The organism is Allobosea sp. BK604 (assembly GCF_004341515.1).
Taxonomy (GTDB): Bacteria; Pseudomonadota; Alphaproteobacteria; order Rhizobiales; family Beijerinckiaceae; genus Allobosea.
Genome location: NZ_SLZF01000008.1, coordinates 210836 through 227717, shown reverse-complemented (window position 1 = coordinate 227717; position 16882 = coordinate 210836). Strand labels below are relative to the sequence as shown.

Here is a 16882-nt window from a genome sequence, read left to right as displayed (position 1 = left end):
TTCGGCACGTTTGCCGCCCGTTTTTGTGCAGCGCACCTTAATTACAGCAAAATGACGGCTGCAATTGCCCTGCCGCGCCCCCTTGGCATCTTCGCTGAATTTTAACGGAAGCGAAGGCAGGGTCGGCGGCCGACGGCGAGCCTTCGTCGCCTCGTTCAGGGGTTCCGCGGTGCCGACCATCTCCGATCAGATTCAGAGACGGCTGCGTGCAATCGGGTACGACGATGCACAACGTGCAAGGCTGCGCTTCTATCGCGATGTCGTCGACCGCGTCATCGAGCGCCTGGTCGAGACGGATTTCGACCGAGCCTTCACGATTCATGCGAGCCTGCGCGACTCGGTCGCCCCTGTCGCCGACGATCTCTATCCGGCCGAGGCCGCGCATTTCCGCCTGCTCTTCGACGGCGCCTTCGACGAGCGTTACTGCGCCTCGCTCGAACATCTCGGCCGGCTCGAGCGCGTCGCCAAGGTCGGGCCGCGGCCACGCACCTCGATTGCCATGGCCGTGTTCCAGGCCATTTCCGTGGCGAGCCGGATCAGGCTGCTGCTGACGCCGAAAAAGGTCGCGCGCGACCTCTACATCATCGAGCGGATCCTGACCTACGACGTCAATTCCGCCATCACCATCGACCAGCAGATCGCAGCGGAAGAGGCCGAACGGCGGGCCAAGGCGCTCGACAACGCAGCGGCCACGATGAGATCCCGCATCGGCCTGCTCGACGCCACGATCAGCGGCGCGGTCGAGCAATTCGTCGCGACGGCCGGCGAAACCAGCGACGCCACCGCCTTCATCCGCGACCAGGTCGGCAATGTCGCGCGCGCCTCCTCGCTGGTGCGCGAGAAGGCGATCCAGACCGCCGCCGCCACCGAGGAAATGTCAGCCAATATCGCCGAGATCGGCCACCGCGCCCGCCAGAGCCTGGAGATCGCCAACCGCGCCGCCATCGACGCCGAAGCGATGAACGACGCGATCATGCAGCTCCACGCCGTCACGCACAGCATCGGCACCGTCGTCGGCCTGATCTCCGACATCGCCGCGCAGACCAACCTGCTGGCGCTGAACGCCACCATCGAGGCAGCCCGCGCCGGCGAGGCCGGCCGTGGCTTCGCCGTGGTCGCTTCCGAGGTGAAGACGCTCGCCTCTCAGACCGCGACCGCGACCCAGGATATCGCCCGCCATATCGCCGATCTCGCCGCCAGCGCCGAGACCTGCAGCACACGGGCCGCCTCGATCGGCGCGACGATCGGCGAGATCCTGATCGATTCCGAGGCGATCTCGGATGCGGTCGGCCAGCAGAGCATCGTCACGACCGGCATTGCCCGCGATGCCGCCGAGGTCGCCGACAATTCCGACCAGGCGATCGCGCGCGCCTATGCCGTCAATGACAGCCTGGAGACCACCGCCAGGGCGCTGGAGCGCGCCAACGCCGCGGCTGCCGAGATCGCGCTCCAGGTCGGCGCGGCGGAGGCGACGGTCAGCGAGGCGCTCGTCTCGCTGCGGCAGGCATCCTGAGCGGCCAGCGCCCTCAGCCTTCGCTCACCGCCTTGGCGAAATTGGCGAAGAACTCGTCGGCGAGCTTCTTCGAGACCGAATCGATCAGGCGCGAGCCGAGCTGCATCAGCTTGCCGCCGACCTGCGCCTCGACCTCGTAGCTGAGCAGGGTCTGCCCGCCCTCGGCCTCCGAGAGCGAGACTTTCGCCCCGCCCTTGGCGAAGCCGGCAATGCCGCCCTCGCCTTCGCCGACGATGCGATAGCCGTTCGGCGGATCGAGATCCTGCAGCTCGACCTTGCCCTTGAAGGTCGCCTTCACCGGGCCGAGCTTGACCTTCACCACCGCGGAGAAATGCGTGTCGTCATCCTTGGTCAGCGTCTCGCAGCCGGGGATGCAGGCTTTCAGCACGTCCGCATCGTTCATCTTGGCCCAGACCACGTCCTTGCTTGCGGGCAGGGTCGCCTCGCCATTCATCGTCATTGCCATGACCGAGCTCCGTCATTCATCAGCAGGGGCAGCAGCACCTGCCTGTTGCGGCGGCGTGTGCCCTAGGTCTATCCAAGGCAGGCCTAGACCTAATCCATGGTCGCAAAGCAGCCCGCCGCACAAGAGGCCCGATGTGAGACGCGCCCCGGAACAGCCCGCATGACGATGCCGCGCGAGGGGCTGTTCGGCGAACTCTTCGGCGATGGCGAGATGGCCCATGAGCTGGGCGACGCCAGTTTGCTGATGGGGATGCTCGCCTTTGAATCCAATCTCGCCCGCGCGCTCGAGATTACCGGCATGGCACCGGCCGGCACAGCCCGGACCATCACCGAACAGTGCGATTTCAAACTCTACGATGCCGCTGCGCTCGGCAAAGCCGCCACGCTGGCCGGAAACCCGGCGATTCCCCTGGTCAAGGCCCTGACCGAGCGCGTTTCCAAGATCGACCCTGCCGCGGCGCGCTGGGTCCATTACGGCGCGACCAGCCAGGACGTGATCGATTCGGGTCGCGAGTATCAGTTCGAGCGCGGCATCGAGACCTTGCTCGGGCGGCTGAACCGCATCATTCCGGCCCTCGCCGAGCTGGCGCGGACGCATCGCCGGACGCCGATGATCGGCCGGACCTTCCTGCAACATGCCGTGCCGATCTCCTTCGGGGTCAAGGCGGCGCTCTGGCTCGATCCACTCCTCGAAAGCCGCGCTCGTCTCGGAGAGGTCAGGCCGATCCAGCAATTCGCCGGCGCTGCCGGAACGCTGGCATCGCTGGGTGACGTGGCGGTCCGCGCCCAGGAGGCCTTTCGGGATCTGACGCAGGCCGACGCGGCCATGCTCACGCCCTGGCATGCCCAGCGCCACCGCCTCGTCCGCCTTGCCGCCGAGCTCGGCATCCTGACCGGCAGCCTCGGCAAGATCGCCCAGGACATCGCCCTGATGGCGCAAACCGAGATCGGCGAGCTGGCCGAGCCGGAAGCGCCCGGCAAGGGCGGCTCCTCCGCCATGCCGCATAAGCGCAACCCGGTCCTCTGCACGTTGATCCTCGCAGCCGCCAGGCGCGCGCCCGGGCTCGTCTCGACCATGCTCGCCGCAATGCCGCAGGAGCATGAGCGCGCCATGGGCGGCTGGCACGCCGAATGGCCGACCATGGCCGAGCTGTTCATGGTCGCAGGCTCGGCGCTCAACCAGGCCGTCACGCTGATCCTCGGCCTTCAGGTCTTCCCCGATCGGATGCGGCAGAACCTCGACCTCACCAATGGTCTCGTCATGGCCGAACGCGTCTCGCTCGCGCTGGCGAGCACGATCGGCCGCGGCGAAGCGCATCATGTGCTGGAGGAAGCGAGCCGGACCTGCGTCGCCAGCGGCCGCCATCTCAAGGATGTGCTCGCCGGCAACGAAGCGCTCGCCGGCAAGCTCTCGCCCGCGCAGCTCGACGCCCTGTTCGAGCCCACGACCTATCGCGGCGCGAGCGACGCCATCATCGACCGCGTACTGGCCCGCAGCGAGCAGGAAGCGCCGGCAGGGCCACCATCTCCGACGCGGGAATACGGGACCACGGATGCCTGAACTCACTTTCGATGAACAAGCCGTCGTCTCCGGCACGCAGGGCGAAGGCGCCGCGATGGCGATGCGCATCGTCGCGGAATCGGCCCGGCTGATGGGGGCGCCGCGGCTGATCCCGGTCGCCTCCGCCCATATCGACGGCGCGCTTTATCATGGCGATTCCGGCACGCTCTTCGCCGAGAAACTGGTCGCGGGCGGCGCGAAAGTGGCGGTGCGCGCCACGCTGAATGTCGGCGCGCTGGCGCCGGCAGGCTGCGCCACGATTCGGCTGCCGCCGCACGAGCGCGACATGGCGGCACGCATGATGCGCGCCTACGAGGCGATGGGCTGCGAGCCGAGTTGGACCTGCGCGCCCTATCAGGCCGGGCATCGGCCAGCACAAGGCAGCGACGTCGCCTGGGGCGAGTCCAACGCCGTCGTCTTCTGCAATTCGGTGTTAGGGGCCCGCACCAACCGCTATGGCGATTTCCTCGACATCGCCTGTGCCATTGCCGGCCGCGCCCCGGATTACGGCCTGCATCGACAGGAGAACCGGCTGGCGACGCTGGTGATCGATGCCAGCGCCCTGTCGCGCGAGCTGCGCAGCTCCGATGTCTTCTACCCCGTGCTCGGCACGATCCTCGGCCGCAGCGCCGGGACCGCCATCGCCGTCATCGACGGCCTGCAGGGCTGCACCAGCGAGGATCGGCTCAAGGCGCTCGGCGCGGCGGCGGCCTCGGCCGGCGGCGTCGGCCTCTTCCATATTGCCGGCGTCACGCCCGAGGCCCCCGATCTTGCCACCGCGCTCGGCAACCAGCCGCCGCGCGAGCGCATGACCCTGACGCCGCAGGAGGTGCAGAGCGCCCTCGCCCGGCTCTCCACCGCCGGCGAGACCGGGCGGATCGACGCGATCGCGATCGGCTCGCCGCATCTCTCGCTCGCCGAGATCGACGAGGTCGAGCATCTCATGGCCGGCCGCCGCCTCAAGGCGCCGCTCTATGCCAATACCGGCCGCCACGTCCTGCGCCCGCTCGAAGCCGATGGCCGCCGCAAGGCTCTTGAAGCGGCCGGCGTGATCTTCGTCGCCGATACCTGCGTGGTGGTGACGCCGATCCTGCCGGAGGTCGAGGGCGCGGTGCTGATGACCAATTCCGGCAAGTTCGCCCATTACGCGCCCGGCAATACCGGCTATGCCGTGACCTATGGCTCGCTTGCCGAATGCGTCGAGAGCGCCGTCGCGGGCAAGCTCGTGAGGGAACCGCGCGCATGGGCCTGATCGCGGACATCCTCATCCCCGGCAATGACGCAGCCGGCCCATGCCTCGCGCTCACCGCCCCGATCAGCTTCTGGGGCGGCGTCGACCCGAAGACCGGTGACATCATCGACGCGCGCCATCCGCAGCGTGGCCGCAACATCGCCGGCACGGTGCTGGCGCTGCCCGGCACCATCGGCTCCTCCTCCGCCTCCGCCGTGCTGCTTGAGCTCGTCCATGCCGGCAGGGCTCCGGCAGCGATCCTGATGGACACGCCCGACGCCATCCTGCTGCTCGGCCTCGTCGTCGCGCGCGAGATGGGTTGGGAAACGCCGCCGGCCTTGCGCTTGTCGGCCACCGCACAGCAAAGTCTTGACGGCAAACGCCTTCTGGTTTCGAGCCAGGGTGCGATCACGACGGAATGAGTTCAGGAGAAACGCCGATGCCGATCGAGACCATCCGGGGCGAATCCTTCAATATCGAGATCGACGGTCCCGCCGATGCGCCGGTGCTGATGCTGTCGAACTCGCTCGGCACCAATCTCTCGATGTGGGATCCGCAGATTCCGGAATGGTCGAAGCATTTCCGCGTCGTCCGCTACGATTCCCGCGGCCACGGCAAGTCGACGGCGCCGGACCGGCCCTATTCGATCTCCGAGCTCGGCAGCGACGCCATCGCGATCATGGACCATCTCGGCCTCGACAAGGTGCATTGGTGCGGCCTCTCGAAGGGCGGCATGGTCGGGCAATGGCTCGCGACCCACGCCCGCAAGCGGCTGAACCGCGTCGTGCTCGCCAATACCGGCTCGCGCATGGGACCGCCGGAGCTCTGGAACGGCCGCATCCGCAATGTCCGGGCCAATGGCATGGCCGCAATCGTGCAGCAGACGCTGGAGCGCTGGTTCAGTCCGGGCTTCCGCGAGCGCGACAAGGACACCATCGCCAAGGTCAGCGAGATGCTCGCGGCGACGCCCGCGCTCGGCTATGCCGGCTGCTGCGCCGCGATCCGCGACATGGACCAGCGCGAGGCGATCGCCTCCGTCACCAACCCCGTGCTCGTCATTGTCGGAAAGGTTGACCCGGCGACGCCGCCAGCGGCCGGCAAGCTGATGGCCGAGACGATCCACGGCGCCGATCTCGTCGAGCTCGACGCCGCCCATCTCTCCAATCTCGAGCAGCCCGAAGCGTTCGGCAAGGCCGTGCTCGACTTCCTGAACGGCTAAGGGGCCTGCCATGGACGAACCCACCCGCTATGCCGAGGGCATGAAGACCCGCCGCGCCGTGCTCGGCGAAGCCTATGTCGACAAGGCGAGCGCCAGCGTCAGCGAGTTCAACCGCGACTGGCAGGAGTTCATCACCCGTACCGCCTGGAACGACATCTGGAACCGGCCGGGACTGGAACGCCGCGAGCGCTCGATCATCGTGCTTTCGATCGCGACGGCGCTCGGCGCCTGGGGCGAATTCCGCATCCATGTCCGCGGCGCGCTAAATAACGGTATGAGCCGTGACGAGATCAAGGAAGTGCTGATGCAGGCGGCGATCTATGCCGGCGTGCCGGCCGCCAACCACGCCTTCAAGGAGGCGATGAGCGTGTTTGCAGAGGTCGACGCGGAAGGGTGAATTCCAACCGCAGCGTCATTGCGAGCGAAGCGAAGCAATCCAGTCTCGTAGAGCTCGGAGGCCGTCGATTGCTTCGTCGTTTCGCTCCTCGCAATGACGACGGGCGTCGCGATCAAACGCTGCTGAAACCCCGGCGCCGGTAGACCAGCCCGGCCCCTGTCCCGACGCCCCCCATCGCGACCACCTCTCCAATCAGGATCCGGTGCGTCGCGACGTGCTTGACGTCGATCAGCCGGCAGTCGAAGGCGACGAGCGCATCCGCGAGCACCGGCGCCCCGGTTGCGAGCGTGATCCAGTCTGCGGTGGCGAAGCGCGCCTCGCCCTCGAGATTGCGGCGGCGGGCAAAGATCTCGGCGAGCTCGATGCTCTGGTCCCCGAGCGTGTTGATGCAGAAGGCACCGCTCGCCTCGATCGCCGCGAGCGTGCGGCTGGCTGCCTCGATGCAGACCAGCATCGTCGGCGGGTCGTCCGAAACCGGCGCGACGGAGGTCGCGGTCATGCCGGCGCGCCCGGCTGGCCCCTGCGTGGTCACGACATGAACGGCACTGGCGACCTGCGCCATCGCCTGCCTGAAGGCCGGCCCGCCGGATGCGACCATGTCGCGCGGCTCGGCCTGAACGAGTTTGGTCATCGACCCGATCTGTAGAAAACGAGCGTTCTTGGCCGCTGATGTAGGGTGTTCGCGGCGAGAAGACCAGCATAGCGACAGCGCCGCGCCATGATCAGGCCGCCGAACAAAGATATATCACAAATTCTGGAATCGATCGCGATTGGATCAGTCCTGCCCCAGCGTGGCCAGGAGTCCGTTGCGCAGATGCAGCATCAGCGCATCGCTTGCCGCGCTCGCCGCCTCGGGATCGGCCGTCGCGAGCGCCTGCGCGAAGGCGGCGTGATGGGCGGCAGCCGGCACGAGATCGTCCTGTCGCTCGAAATAATACCAGGCCCGCCGGATCAGCGCCTGCAGCGGCTCGACCGCCCGCGTCGCATAGGGGCTGCGCGCCGCCGCGGCCACCGCCGCATCGAGCTCCTTGTCGAGCCGCATATAGGCATTGGCATCGCCGGCCTCGGCCGCGGCCCGCATCGCCTTGGCTTTCTCGACGATGGCAATGCGCTCGCGCGGGCTGGCGCGCTTGGCCGCGTCGGAGGCGATCAGGCGCTCCAGCACCTCGCGCGCATCGAGCGCGGCCATGATGTCGATCGCGTTGATATCCGTCACCGCCACGCCCTTGCGCGGCAGGATCTCGACCAGCCCCTGCTGCGCCAGCCGAATCAGCGCCTCGCGCACCGGCGTGCGGCCGACGCCGACGAGGTCGATCAGCTGCGCCTCGGTCAATACCGCGCCCGGTCGCAGCGACAGCGTCACGATCGCCTCTTCCAGCCGGCCATAGGCGATTTCTGACAGGCTAAGCGTGCCCGCAGGAGCGAGCGGCGCGCTGGAATCATCGCCGCCGCCGCGCATTTCAGTCGCGAAACGGCCGCTCATGCAACGCTCCAGCGCCCGGGGCTCAGGATTGACGCGGCGTCGGACATTGATATATCACCCATGGGACCAGCCTAAGACGGCAGTCTTGCAATCTGCAAGCGAAAAGGCTCGGCGCGCAAGCTTTCTGCGACGACGATACGCTGCCGAAGCTCCGGGCATGTTCCGCAAAGGTGGAATGGACTTTTGCGATCAGAACACGCTCCGGATATTGACGGGCACGCGATCTCATCGTTCGGCCGATCCCGAACGGAAGCACGCGGGGACTAAGGGCCGTGAGGGGATGAGCTTGCCATGAAGATCGCCGTTGTCGGGGCAGGCATCGTTGGCGTCGCCATCGCGCACGCTCTCCTCGACGACGGCCATGAGGTCTTGATCCTCGATCGCGAAGGGCCCGCGTTCGGTCCCTCGCGCGGCAATGCCGGCTGGATGGCACATACGGACATCCTGCCGATCGCCAGCCCGAAGAATCTGCGCAACGTCCCGAAATTCCTGCTCGATCCGCTCGGGCCGCTGGCAATCCGCCCCGCCTATTTCCCCAAGCTCCTGCCCTGGCTGATCCGCTTCCTGTTCGCTGCCCGGCCCGACGCGTTCGAGCGTTCCGTCCAGGGGCTCGGAGCCTTGCAGCAGCGCGCGCTGCCGGCCTGGCTCAAGCTGGCCGAAGCCACCGGCGTCTCGAATCATATCCATCGCAAGGGCGGACTCTACGTCTTCACCGACCGGGGCGCCTTCACCGAGGCCGGCGAGATCGCCAAGCGCCAGGCTGAGTTCGCCATCACGGTCGACATGATCGGCCGCGAGGAACTGCGTCAGTTCGAGCCGGCGCTGAAGGACCGCTTCGTCGGTGCCGCCTTCCATCCCGACACCGCCCATATCAGCGATCCGCTCCAGCTTACGCTCGCCCTGTTCGAGGCGGCGCTGGCGCGCGGCGCGACCTTCGAGAAGGCCGAAGTCAGCACGATCTCGATGGGCGAGCGCCCTGCCCTGATCGGTCCGAACGGGTGGCAGCGCGTCGTCGACCGCGCGGTGATCGCGGCCGGCGCCTGGTCTAAGCCGCTTGCTGCGGCGATGGGCGACAAGGTGCCGCTCGATACCGAGCGTGGCTACAATGTCAGCTTTCCCGGCAGGACCGGCCTGACGATGCGGCCGATCGGCTTCGAGGGGCACGGCTTCGTCGTCACCCCGCTCGAGAGCGGGCTGCGGATCGGAGGCGCGGTCGAGTTTGGCGGGCTGGAGGCGCCGCCGAACCATGCCCGCACGCGCGTGCTCTATGACAAGGCGAGCGGCTTCATCGACGGCCTGCCGCAATTCGAGAGCGGCACGCTTTGGATGGGCTTCCGACCCTCCCTGCCTGATTCGCTGCCGGTGATCGGCCCGAGCTCGCGCAACCGCAACGTCTACTATGCCTTCGGCCATGGCCATTACGGCATGACGCAATCGGCCGTGACCGGCGCGATCATCGCCGACCTGGTCGCCGGGCGCGCGCCTCCGCTCGCGCTCGACCCGTTCAGCCCGACCCGGTTCTGAGGCCTGGCGTGGCGGCGGATGCGATCATCCACATCAATGGCTGGCCGGGCTCCGGCAAGCTGACCATCGCCCGCGAGCTCGCCGCCCTGCTCGATGCCCGCCTGCTTGACAACCATACGATCATCAACCCGGCCGAGGTGCTGTTCGAGCGCCGCGACCCGCTCCACCATTCCCTGCTCAAGGCGCTACGCGCCGCGATCCTCGATCATGTCGCCCGGATGCGGCCCGGCCTGCTCATCCTTACCGATGCGCTCGCGGATGATGTCCATGACAGCGCCGTCTTCGACGAATACCGCGCCCTGGCGGCAGCGCGTGGCGCGGAACTGGTTGCGATCGTGCTCGACTGCGCGCCGGAGCAGAATGCCGCGCGGCTCGTCGCCGCCGGCCGGGCAGAGCGTCATAAATTGACCGATCCGGCGGTGCTCGCCTCGCTGCGGGCCAACCATCGGCTGCTGCGACCAGCGGGAGCACCGCTGGTCGAGCTCGACATCACCGATCTCTCGCCTGACGTGGCTGCCGCTCTCCTTGCCGAGCGCTGCCGCGCCATATTTGAATCAACTCCTCAGCCAGCCGAGCCAATGCCATGAGCACACACACCTTCTTCTGCGTCGACGGCCATACCTGCGGCAATCCTGTGCGCCTCGTCGCCGGTGGCGGCCCGCGCCTCGAAGGCAAGAACATGGTCGAGAAGCGCGCGCATTTCCTCGCCGAGTTCGACTGGATCCGCACCGGCCTGATGTTCGAGCCGCGCGGCCACGACATGATGTCCGGCGCCATCCTCTACCCGCCGACGCGCGAGGACGCCGATATCGCCTTCCTCTTCATCGAGACCTCCGGCTGCCTGCCGATGTGCGGCCATGGCACGATCGGCACCGTCACCATGGCGCTGGAGCGCGGCCTCGTGACGCCGAAGACGGCCGGCGTCCTCAAGATCGACACGCCCGCCGGCCTGGTGACCGCGACCTATGTCCAGAACGGCCCCTATGTCGACAGCGTCCGCATCACCAACATCGCCTCCTACCTGCACGCGACCGGCTTGAGCGCCGAGGTCGAGGGCCTGGGCGAGGTCACCGTCGACGTCGCCTATGGCGGCAATTTCTACGCGATTGTCGACCCGCAGAAGGCGATCAACGACATCGCCGACGTCAACCCGTCCGACCTGCTGCGCTGGAGCCCGAAGCTGCGCGCCGCGCTCAACGCCAAGTACAAGTTCGTCCATCCCGAGAACCCGGCGATCAACGGCCTCAGCCACATCCTCTGGACCGGCAAGCCGACTCAGCCGGACGCCCGTGCCCGCAACGCCGTGTTCTACGGTGACAAGGCGATCGACCGCTCGCCCTGCGGCACCGGCACCTCCTCGCGCATGGCGCAATGGGCCGCTCAAGGAAAATTGAAGGTGGGCGACGACTTCGTCCACGAGAGCATCATCGGCACGCTCTTCCGCGGCCGGGTCGAGGCCGCGGCCAAGGTCGGCGACCATGACGCCATTATACCTTCGATCGAGGGGTGGGCCCGGATGACCGGCTACAACACCATTTTCATCGATGATCGCGACCCGCTGGCGCATGGATTCCAGCTCGCCGACCGCAATTGAGGGCCTCCCGACCCCGAGTTATGCACTGCCCAGGCCACAATCATCTTGCGCCAAATGAGCGCTGCGCCGCAAAGTCTTCTGCCTATTTCGAGAGCAAATCGGAGCAGATTGCTTTTGACAGAAACTTGTCATGAGGTGATTGTCGTCGGCGCAAGCCATTGGTAGCTCTGCGTAGCAATCGCATCCCGCATGCGTCGGCATCATGCCGGCCAGAAGAACGGGAGCTGGTTCGAGGGGTTAGGCGTCGTCAATGGAAGTTTTTCTCCAGCAGCTCATCAATGGGCTGACCCTGGGGTCGATCTACGGCCTCATCGCCATCGGCTACACGATGGTCTTCGGCATCATCGGCATGGTGAACTTCGCCCATGGCGACGTGTTCATGCTCTCGGCCTTCATCGCGCTGATCTTCTTCATGCTGGTGACGGCGGTGATCGGTACCGGAGCGGGCATGATCATGCTGGCGCTGATTGTCGTGCTCTTCCTGGCGATGTTCTTCACCTCGCTCTGGAACTGGACGATCGAGCGCGTCGCCTACCGGCCGCTGCGTGGCTCGTTCCGGCTGGCGCCGCTGATCTCGGCGATCGGCATGTCGATCTTCCTGACCAATTTCGTGCAGGTCGTGCAGGGTCCGCGCAACAAGTCGGTCCCACCGATGCTGAACAGCTCGATCACCCTGATCGACAGCGCCACCTACTCGGTCTCGATCTCCTATAAGCAGATCGTCATCATCGTCACCACGGCCGTCCTGCTCGGCGTGTTCTGGTACATCGTGCAGAAGACGCCGCTCGGCCGGGCCCAGCGCGCCTGCGAGCAGGACCGCAAGATGGCCGGCCTGCTCGGCATCGATGTCGATCGCACCATCTCGATCACCTTCGTGATGGGCGCCGCGCTCGCCGCCGTCGCCGGCGTGATGTATCTCGTGCTCTACGGCGTGGTGAACTTCGCCGACGGCTTCACACCGGGCGTCAAGGCCTTCACGGCTGCGGTCTTGGGCGGCATCGGCTCGTTGCCGGGCGCTGTCATCGGCGGGCTTCTGATCGGCCTGATCGAGGTGATGTGGTCGGCCTATTTCACCATTGACTACAAGGATGTCGCCGCCTTCTGCATCCTCGCGGTCGTGCTCGTCTTCATGCCCTCCGGCATCCTCGGCCGGCCGGAAGTCGAGAAGGTCTGACGCCATGGCGACCCCTGTCTCCGCTCCTGCCGCCCGCCAGGCCAACATGATGGCGGCGCTGAAGGAAGCCGCCTTCGCCGCGCTGATCACCTTCGGCCTGTGCATCCCGATCATCGCCTGGGGCACGCGCCAGAATCTCGACAACGTGCTGGTGCTCGATCCGCGCTGGGACACCGTCGCCTGGGCCGTCGCCATCGTCTTCGTCGGCCGCTTCCTGATGGCTTTGCGCCAGCAGAAGAAGGGCGAAGGCCGCACCATCGTCCGTATCCTGCCGCATGGCACCTTCGCCCGGCTGCAGGGCCATTCGCGCCTGTTCTCGCTGGTGGGCCTCGGTTTCCTCATCACCTTCCCGATCATCGCGATCACGCTCGCGGGCTGGGGCGGCGCGCTGAAATGGATCGACAATTTCGGCGTCCAGATCCTGATCTACGTCATGCTCGGCTGGGGGCTGAACATCGTCGTCGGCCTCGCCGGCCTGCTCGATCTCGGCTATGTCGCCTTCTATGCTGTCGGCGCCTATTCCTACGCGCTGCTCGCCAAGAATTTCGGCCTGTCCTTCTGGATCCTGCTGCCGATGGCCGGCATCCTCGCCGCCTTCTGGGGCATGCTGCTCGGCTTCCCCGTGCTGCGTCTACGCGGTGACTATCTCGCCATCGTGACGCTCGCCTTCGGCGAAATCATCCGGCTCGTCCTGGTCAACTGGGTCGATTTCTCCGGCGGCTATGCCGGCATCTCCGGCATCCCGCGACCAACCTTCTTCGGCATTCCGTTCACGGCGGCCGATAATGGCTTCGCCGCTGTCTTCGGGCTCGAGTTCTCGCCGCTCTACCGGACGATCTTCCTCTATTACGTCATCCTCTGCCTGGCGCTGCTCACCGCCTTCGTCACGCTGCGCCTGCGCCGCCTGCCGGTCGGGCGCGCCTGGGAGGCCCTGCGCGAGGACGAGATCGCCTGCCGTTCGCTCGGCATCAACACCACCAATACCAAGCTCACCGCCTTCTCGCTCGGCGCCATGTTCGGCGGTTTCGCCGGCTCCTTCTTCGCCGCGCGCCAGGGTTTCATCTCGCCTGAATCCTTCGTCTTCATGGAATCGGCTGTGATCCTCGCCATCGTCGTGCTCGGTGGCATGGGCTCACTCTGGGGCTGCGCCATCGCCGCCACCGCGATGATCGGCGGCACCGAGTTGCTGCGCGAGCTCGAATGGCTGAAGGTGATCTTCGGCGCCGATTTCGACCCGACCAAGTACCGCATGCTGATCTTCGGCTTCGCCATGGTCGTGATCATGATCTGGAAGCCGCGCGGCCTGATCTCGACCCGCGAGCCGACCGCCTTCATCAAGGAGAAGAAAGCGATCTCCGCCGATCTCGTCCAGGAGGGGCACGGTTGATGACCACCGCTCCCCTGCTCAAGGTCGAGCATCTGACGATGCGCTTCGGCGGCCTGACCGCCGTCAACGACCTCTCCTTCGAGGCCCGCAAGGGTGATATCACCGCCCTGATCGGCCCCAACGGCGCCGGCAAGACCACGGTGTTCAACTGCATCACCGGCTTTTACAAGCCGACCGAAGGCATGATCACGCTGACGCAGGATAATGGCGACAGCTACCTGCTCGAGCGCATGCCGGACTTCCGCATCTCCTGGAAGGCCAAGGTCGCCCGCACCTTCCAGAACATCCGCCTGTTCGGCGGCATGACCGTGCTGGAGAACCTGCTGATCGCGCAGCACAACCCGCTGATGATCGCCTCGGGCTTCACCTTCCTCGGCGTGCTCGGCATCGGCGGCTACAAGGCGCGCGAGCAGCAGGCGATCGACAAGGCCGCCTTCTGGCTTGAGAAGATCAACCTGCTCGACCGCGCCGACGATCCTGCGGCGGATCTGCCCTATGGAGACCAGCGCCGGCTCGAGATCGCACGCGCCATGTGCACCGACCCGGTCCTGCTCTGCCTGGACGAGCCGGCCGCCGGCCTGAACCCGCGCGAGAGCCACGACCTCAACACCCTCCTGCTCTCGATCCGCAAGGAGATGGGCACCGCCCTGCTCCTGATCGAGCACGACATGTCCGTCGTCATGGAGATCTCGGACCATGTCGTGGTGCTCGATTACGGCACCAAGATCGCCGACGGCACGCCGGCCCAGGTCAAGGCCGATCCCAAGGTCATCGCCGCCTATCTCGGCGTCGACGACGAGGAGGTCGAGAAGGTCGAGGCGGAGGTTGGCCTGCAATGAGCGCCCCGCTCCTCGCCGTCCGCGGCGTCAAGACCTTCTACGGCAAGATCATCGCGCTCAAGGGCGTCGATATCGACGTCCATCCCGGCGAGATCGTCACGATGATCGGCGCCAACGGCGCCGGAAAATCGACGCTGATGATGACGATCTTCGGCAATCCCCAGGCGCGCGAAGGCACGATCACCTATGACGGGCGCGACATCACCAGGATGCCGAGCCACGAGATCGCCCGCATCGGCATCGCCCAGTCGCCCGAGGGCCGGCGCATCTTCCCGCGCATGACCGTCTACGAGAACCTGCAAATGGGCGCGGCCGTGCGCGACCTCGCCCATTTCGAGGAGGATCTCGAGAAGATCTGCCAGCTCTTCCCGCGCATCCGCGAGCGGCTGCAGCAGCGCGGCGGCACGCTCTCCGGCGGCGAGCAGCAGATGGTGGCGATCGCGCGCGCCCTGATGGCCCGTCCCAAGCTGCTCCTGCTCGACGAGCCCTCGCTCGGCCTCGCGCCTTTGATCGTCAAGCAGATCTTCGAGGCCATCCGCGAGCTCAACCGCACGCAGGGGCTCACCGTCTTCCTGGTCGAGCAAAATGCCTTCCATGCGCTGAAGCTCGCCCATCGGGGCTATGTCATGGTCAACGGCGTCATCACCATGAGCGGCTCGGGCCAGGAGCTTTTGGCGAATCCGCAGGTTCGCGCAGCCTATCTCGAAGGCGGGCGGCACTAGGGAATACGCGACGATGCAAGGCATCCTCTACGAAGAACCGACCATCTGGCTCTTTCTGCTCGTCACCGTGGTGATGGGCGGCTGGGCGGCGTGGATGACCGGCCGAGCCGTCGCCATCACCTGGCGGCCGAACTATCAGCTCGTGCTCTACATCCTGATTTTGGGGCTGGTGATCCGCTTCATCCACTTCGCCCTGTTCCAGGCGACCTTGCTGACGCCGCATTACTACATCATCGACACCATCGTGCTGATGGCCTTCGGATTTGCCGGCTGGCGCTATAACCGCGCGCGTCAGATGACGACGCAATACCGCTGGCTCTACGAGCGCACGGGGCCCTTCACATGGAAGGCGCGAGAGGGCGCTTAACCCCCTCCGAAAGACCGAAAACACCATCGAGCTTGCCGCGTGACAGACCGTTGAAAAAGCGCAAGACTGCATTTCACGGTGGCTCACGCGCCGAGACGGACCGAAACTTTGGCCCGTTCCTAGTGACAATACAGGGGAGTCCCATCTCATGAAGAAGCTGCTCTTGGGCGGTATCGCCCTTGGCGCGGTCCTCGCCTTCTCGGGCGTAGCGAACGCCCAGATCAAGCTCGGCGTCGGCGGCCCGATCACCGGCCCGAACGCGGCCTTCGGCGCGCAGCTGAAGAACGGTGTCGAGCAGGCGGTCGAGGACATCAACGCGGCCGGCGGCGTGCTGGGCCAGAAGATCACCGTCTCGGTCGGCGACGATGTCTCCGATCCGAAGCAGGGCGTCTCGGTCGCCAACAAGTTCGTCGGCGACGGCGTCAAGTGGGTAGTCGGCCACTTCAACTCCGGCGTCACCATGCCGGCTTCGGAAGTCTATGCCGAGAACGGCCTGCTGATGATCAGCCCTTCGGCCACCAACCCGAAGATCACCGAGCGCGGCCTGTGGAACACCTTCCGCACCTGCGGTCGTGACGACCAGCAGGGCGGCGTGGCCTCGGCCTATCTCCTGAAGAACTTCAAGGACAAGAAGATCGCCATCGTCCACGACAAGACGACCTATGGCCAGGGCCTCGCCGACGAGACGAAGAAGGGTCTCAATGCCGGCGGCGTCAAGGAAGTGCTCTATGAAGGCGTGAACGCCGGCGAGAAGGACTTCTCGGCCCTCGTCTCGAAGCTGAAGTCGGCCGGTGCCGACTATCTCTACTGGGGCGGCCTGCACACCGAAGGCGGCCTGATCGTGCGCCAGATGCGCGACCAGGGCCTGAAGACCGTGCTCGTCTCGGGCGACGGCATCACCACCGACGAGTTCGCCACGATCGGCGGCCCGGGTGTCGAAGGCACGCTGATGACCTTCCCGCCGGACCCGCAGAAGCGTCCGGAGGCGGCCGCCGTCCTCAAGAAGTTTGAGGCCCGCAAGTTCAAGCCGGAAGCCTATACGCTCTACAGCTACGCCGCGGTCCAGATCATGGCCGAGGGCGCCAAGCGCGCGAACTCGACCGATCCGAAGAAGATCGCCGCCGTGCTGCAGGGCGGCCAGCCGGTCAAGACCGTGATCGGCGACATCGCCTTCGACAAGAAGGGCGACATCACCCGTCCGGACTACACCGTCTACACCTGGAAGAAGGGTGCCGACGGCAAGATCACCTATGTCGAGAACTGATCTCGACTAGCTGACGTCGAGGCAACAGGCCCGCGCCGGAGCGATCCGGGGCGGGTTTTTCTTTGGGCGGGTCGAAGTCGCGGATCGTCAGGACGATACCGTCTTTGCGAGCGCAGCGCAGCAATCCAGGGAGGCGCGCACA

The 16882-nt window shown here is 66.3% G+C and carries 18 protein-coding genes; 15 read left to right on the top strand and 3 right to left on the bottom strand.

Annotated features, from left to right (window positions below; all coding sequences use genetic code 11):
• Nucleotides 1-169: 169 nt before the first annotated feature.
• The gene (locus EV560_RS24320; RefSeq protein ID WP_131858405.1) at nucleotides 170-1513 is read left to right on the top strand and encodes a methyl-accepting chemotaxis protein; all 1344 of its coding nucleotides are present in this window, start codon (nucleotides 170-172) and stop codon (nucleotides 1511-1513) included.
• Between the two features lie 13 nt (nucleotides 1514-1526).
• Here the strand turns inward: EV560_RS24320 and EV560_RS24315 are convergent, their stop codons facing one another.
• Nucleotides 1527-1979 (bottom strand): CoxG family protein, encoded by a 453-nt coding sequence (locus tag EV560_RS24315; protein ID WP_131858404.1) that lies wholly within the window; start codon nucleotides 1977-1979, stop codon nucleotides 1527-1529.
• A 159-nt stretch (nucleotides 1980-2138) separates the two neighbouring features.
• Here EV560_RS24315 and pcaB point away from each other — a divergent pair, with 159 nt between their 5' ends.
• The 5 genes from pcaB to pcaC are packed head-to-tail and all read left to right on the top strand — an operon-like array spanning nucleotide 2139 to nucleotide 6386.
• Nucleotides 2139-3539: a 3-carboxy-cis,cis-muconate cycloisomerase gene (pcaB, locus tag EV560_RS24310; protein WP_248312179.1), complete on the top strand. Its 1401-nt coding sequence runs from the start codon at nucleotides 2139-2141 to the stop codon at nucleotides 3537-3539.
• Nucleotides 3532-4791 (top strand): aconitase X, encoded by a 1260-nt coding sequence (locus EV560_RS24305; RefSeq protein ID WP_131858403.1) that lies wholly within the window; start codon nucleotides 3532-3534, stop codon nucleotides 4789-4791. Before pcaB ends, EV560_RS24305 begins: the two co-directional genes overlap by 8 nt.
• Nucleotides 4782-5192, top strand: coding sequence for an aconitase X swivel domain-containing protein (locus EV560_RS24300; protein WP_131858402.1), 411 nt, complete (start codon nucleotides 4782-4784; stop codon nucleotides 5190-5192). Before EV560_RS24305 ends, EV560_RS24300 begins: the two co-directional genes overlap by 10 nt.
• Nucleotides 5193-5209: 17 nt before the next feature.
• Nucleotides 5210-5989 (top strand): 3-oxoadipate enol-lactonase, encoded by a 780-nt coding sequence (gene pcaD / locus EV560_RS24295; protein ID WP_131858401.1) that lies wholly within the window; start codon nucleotides 5210-5212, stop codon nucleotides 5987-5989.
• Nucleotides 5990-5999: 10 nt separating this feature from the next.
• Entirely contained in the window at nucleotides 6000-6386 is a 387-nt protein-coding gene (gene pcaC / locus EV560_RS24290; RefSeq protein ID WP_131858400.1) for a 4-carboxymuconolactone decarboxylase, read from the top strand.
• A 112-nt stretch (nucleotides 6387-6498) separates the two neighbouring features.
• Here the strand turns inward: pcaC and EV560_RS24285 are convergent, their stop codons facing one another.
• On the bottom strand, nucleotides 6499-7017 hold the full coding sequence (locus EV560_RS24285; protein WP_248312178.1) for a flavin reductase family protein: 519 nt from the start codon (nucleotides 7015-7017) through the stop codon (nucleotides 6499-6501).
• Nucleotides 7018-7161: 144 nt separating this feature from the next.
• Nucleotides 7162-7869 (bottom strand): GntR family transcriptional regulator, encoded by a 708-nt coding sequence (locus EV560_RS24280; RefSeq protein WP_131858399.1) that lies wholly within the window; start codon nucleotides 7867-7869, stop codon nucleotides 7162-7164.
• Nucleotides 7870-8160: 291 nt separating this feature from the next.
• On the opposite strand from EV560_RS24280, the gene EV560_RS24275 reads away from it, so the two are divergent.
• The 9 genes from EV560_RS24275 to EV560_RS24235 all read left to right on the top strand — a co-directional run bounded on the left by EV560_RS24275 (nucleotide 8161) and on the right by EV560_RS24235 (nucleotide 16740).
• Nucleotides 8161-9393: an NAD(P)/FAD-dependent oxidoreductase gene (locus EV560_RS24275; RefSeq protein WP_131858398.1), complete on the top strand. Its 1233-nt coding sequence runs from the start codon at nucleotides 8161-8163 to the stop codon at nucleotides 9391-9393.
• 8 nt (nucleotides 9394-9401) lie between these two features.
• On the top strand, nucleotides 9402-9980 hold the full coding sequence (locus tag EV560_RS24270) for an AAA family ATPase (protein ID WP_131858397.1): 579 nt from the start codon (nucleotides 9402-9404) through the stop codon (nucleotides 9978-9980).
• Nucleotides 9977-10987 carry a 4-hydroxyproline epimerase gene (locus EV560_RS24265; RefSeq protein ID WP_131858396.1) on the top strand — a complete coding sequence of 337 codons (1011 nt, stop codon included), beginning with the start codon at nucleotides 9977-9979 and terminating at the stop codon, nucleotides 10985-10987. The genes EV560_RS24270 and EV560_RS24265 overlap by 4 nt, the downstream gene beginning before the upstream one ends.
• 250 nt (nucleotides 10988-11237) lie before the next feature.
• Nucleotides 11238-12161 carry an ABC transporter permease subunit gene (locus EV560_RS24260; protein WP_131858395.1) on the top strand — a complete coding sequence of 308 codons (924 nt, stop codon included), beginning with the start codon at nucleotides 11238-11240 and terminating at the stop codon, nucleotides 12159-12161.
• Between the two features lie 4 nt (nucleotides 12162-12165).
• Nucleotides 12166-13548: a high-affinity branched-chain amino acid ABC transporter permease LivM gene (gene livM, locus EV560_RS24255; protein ID WP_131858394.1), complete on the top strand. Its 1383-nt coding sequence runs from the start codon at nucleotides 12166-12168 to the stop codon at nucleotides 13546-13548.
• A complete protein-coding gene (locus tag EV560_RS24250; protein WP_131858393.1) occupies nucleotides 13548-14387 on the top strand; it encodes an ABC transporter ATP-binding protein in 840 nt (279 codons plus the stop codon). Before livM ends, EV560_RS24250 begins: the two co-directional genes overlap by 1 nt.
• Nucleotides 14384-15109, top strand: a complete 726-nt coding sequence (locus EV560_RS24245) for an ABC transporter ATP-binding protein (RefSeq protein ID WP_131858392.1) — start codon at nucleotides 14384-14386, stop codon at nucleotides 15107-15109. Before EV560_RS24250 ends, EV560_RS24245 begins: the two co-directional genes overlap by 4 nt.
• A gap of 13 nt (nucleotides 15110-15122) precedes the next feature.
• Entirely contained in the window at nucleotides 15123-15476 is a 354-nt protein-coding gene (locus EV560_RS24240; protein ID WP_131858391.1) for a DUF6867 family protein, read from the top strand.
• Nucleotides 15477-15624: 148 nt separating this feature from the next.
• Nucleotides 15625-16740, top strand: coding sequence for a branched-chain amino acid ABC transporter substrate-binding protein (locus tag EV560_RS24235; RefSeq protein ID WP_131858390.1), 1116 nt, complete (start codon nucleotides 15625-15627; stop codon nucleotides 16738-16740).
• The last annotated feature ends 142 nt before the right edge of the window (nucleotides 16741-16882 follow it).

What these genes read in the sequence shown, in the direction of transcription:
- EV560_RS24315 (WP_131858404.1), bottom strand. Translation starts at nt 1,979, where the DNA reads ATGGCAATGACGATGAATGGCGAGGCGACCCTGCCCGCAAGCAAGGAC.
- pcaB (WP_248312179.1), top strand. Translation starts at nt 2,139, where the DNA reads ATGACGATGCCGCGCGAGGGGCTGTTCGGCGAACTCTTCGGCGATGGC.
- EV560_RS24305 (WP_131858403.1), top strand. Translation starts at nt 3,532, where the DNA reads ATGCCTGAACTCACTTTCGATGAACAAGCCGTCGTCTCCGGCACGCAG.
- EV560_RS24300 (WP_131858402.1), top strand. Translation starts at nt 4,782, where the DNA reads ATGGGCCTGATCGCGGACATCCTCATCCCCGGCAATGACGCAGCCGGC.
- pcaD (WP_131858401.1), top strand. Translation starts at nt 5,210, where the DNA reads ATGCCGATCGAGACCATCCGGGGCGAATCCTTCAATATCGAGATCGAC.
- pcaC (WP_131858400.1), top strand. Translation starts at nt 6,000, where the DNA reads ATGGACGAACCCACCCGCTATGCCGAGGGCATGAAGACCCGCCGCGCC.
- EV560_RS24285 (WP_248312178.1), bottom strand. Translation starts at nt 7,017, where the DNA reads ATGACCAAACTCGTTCAGGCCGAGCCGCGCGACATGGTCGCATCCGGC.
- EV560_RS24280 (WP_131858399.1), bottom strand. Translation starts at nt 7,869, where the DNA reads ATGAGCGGCCGTTTCGCGACTGAAATGCGCGGCGGCGGCGATGATTCC.
- EV560_RS24275 (WP_131858398.1), top strand. Translation starts at nt 8,161, where the DNA reads ATGAAGATCGCCGTTGTCGGGGCAGGCATCGTTGGCGTCGCCATCGCG.
- EV560_RS24265 (WP_131858396.1), top strand. Translation starts at nt 9,977, where the DNA reads ATGAGCACACACACCTTCTTCTGCGTCGACGGCCATACCTGCGGCAAT.
- EV560_RS24260 (WP_131858395.1), top strand. Translation starts at nt 11,238, where the DNA reads ATGGAAGTTTTTCTCCAGCAGCTCATCAATGGGCTGACCCTGGGGTCG.
- livM (WP_131858394.1), top strand. Translation starts at nt 12,166, where the DNA reads ATGGCGACCCCTGTCTCCGCTCCTGCCGCCCGCCAGGCCAACATGATG.
- EV560_RS24250 (WP_131858393.1), top strand. Translation starts at nt 13,548, where the DNA reads ATGACCACCGCTCCCCTGCTCAAGGTCGAGCATCTGACGATGCGCTTC.
- EV560_RS24245 (WP_131858392.1), top strand. Translation starts at nt 14,384, where the DNA reads ATGAGCGCCCCGCTCCTCGCCGTCCGCGGCGTCAAGACCTTCTACGGC.
- EV560_RS24240 (WP_131858391.1), top strand. Translation starts at nt 15,123, where the DNA reads ATGCAAGGCATCCTCTACGAAGAACCGACCATCTGGCTCTTTCTGCTC.
- EV560_RS24235 (WP_131858390.1), top strand. Translation starts at nt 15,625, where the DNA reads ATGAAGAAGCTGCTCTTGGGCGGTATCGCCCTTGGCGCGGTCCTCGCC.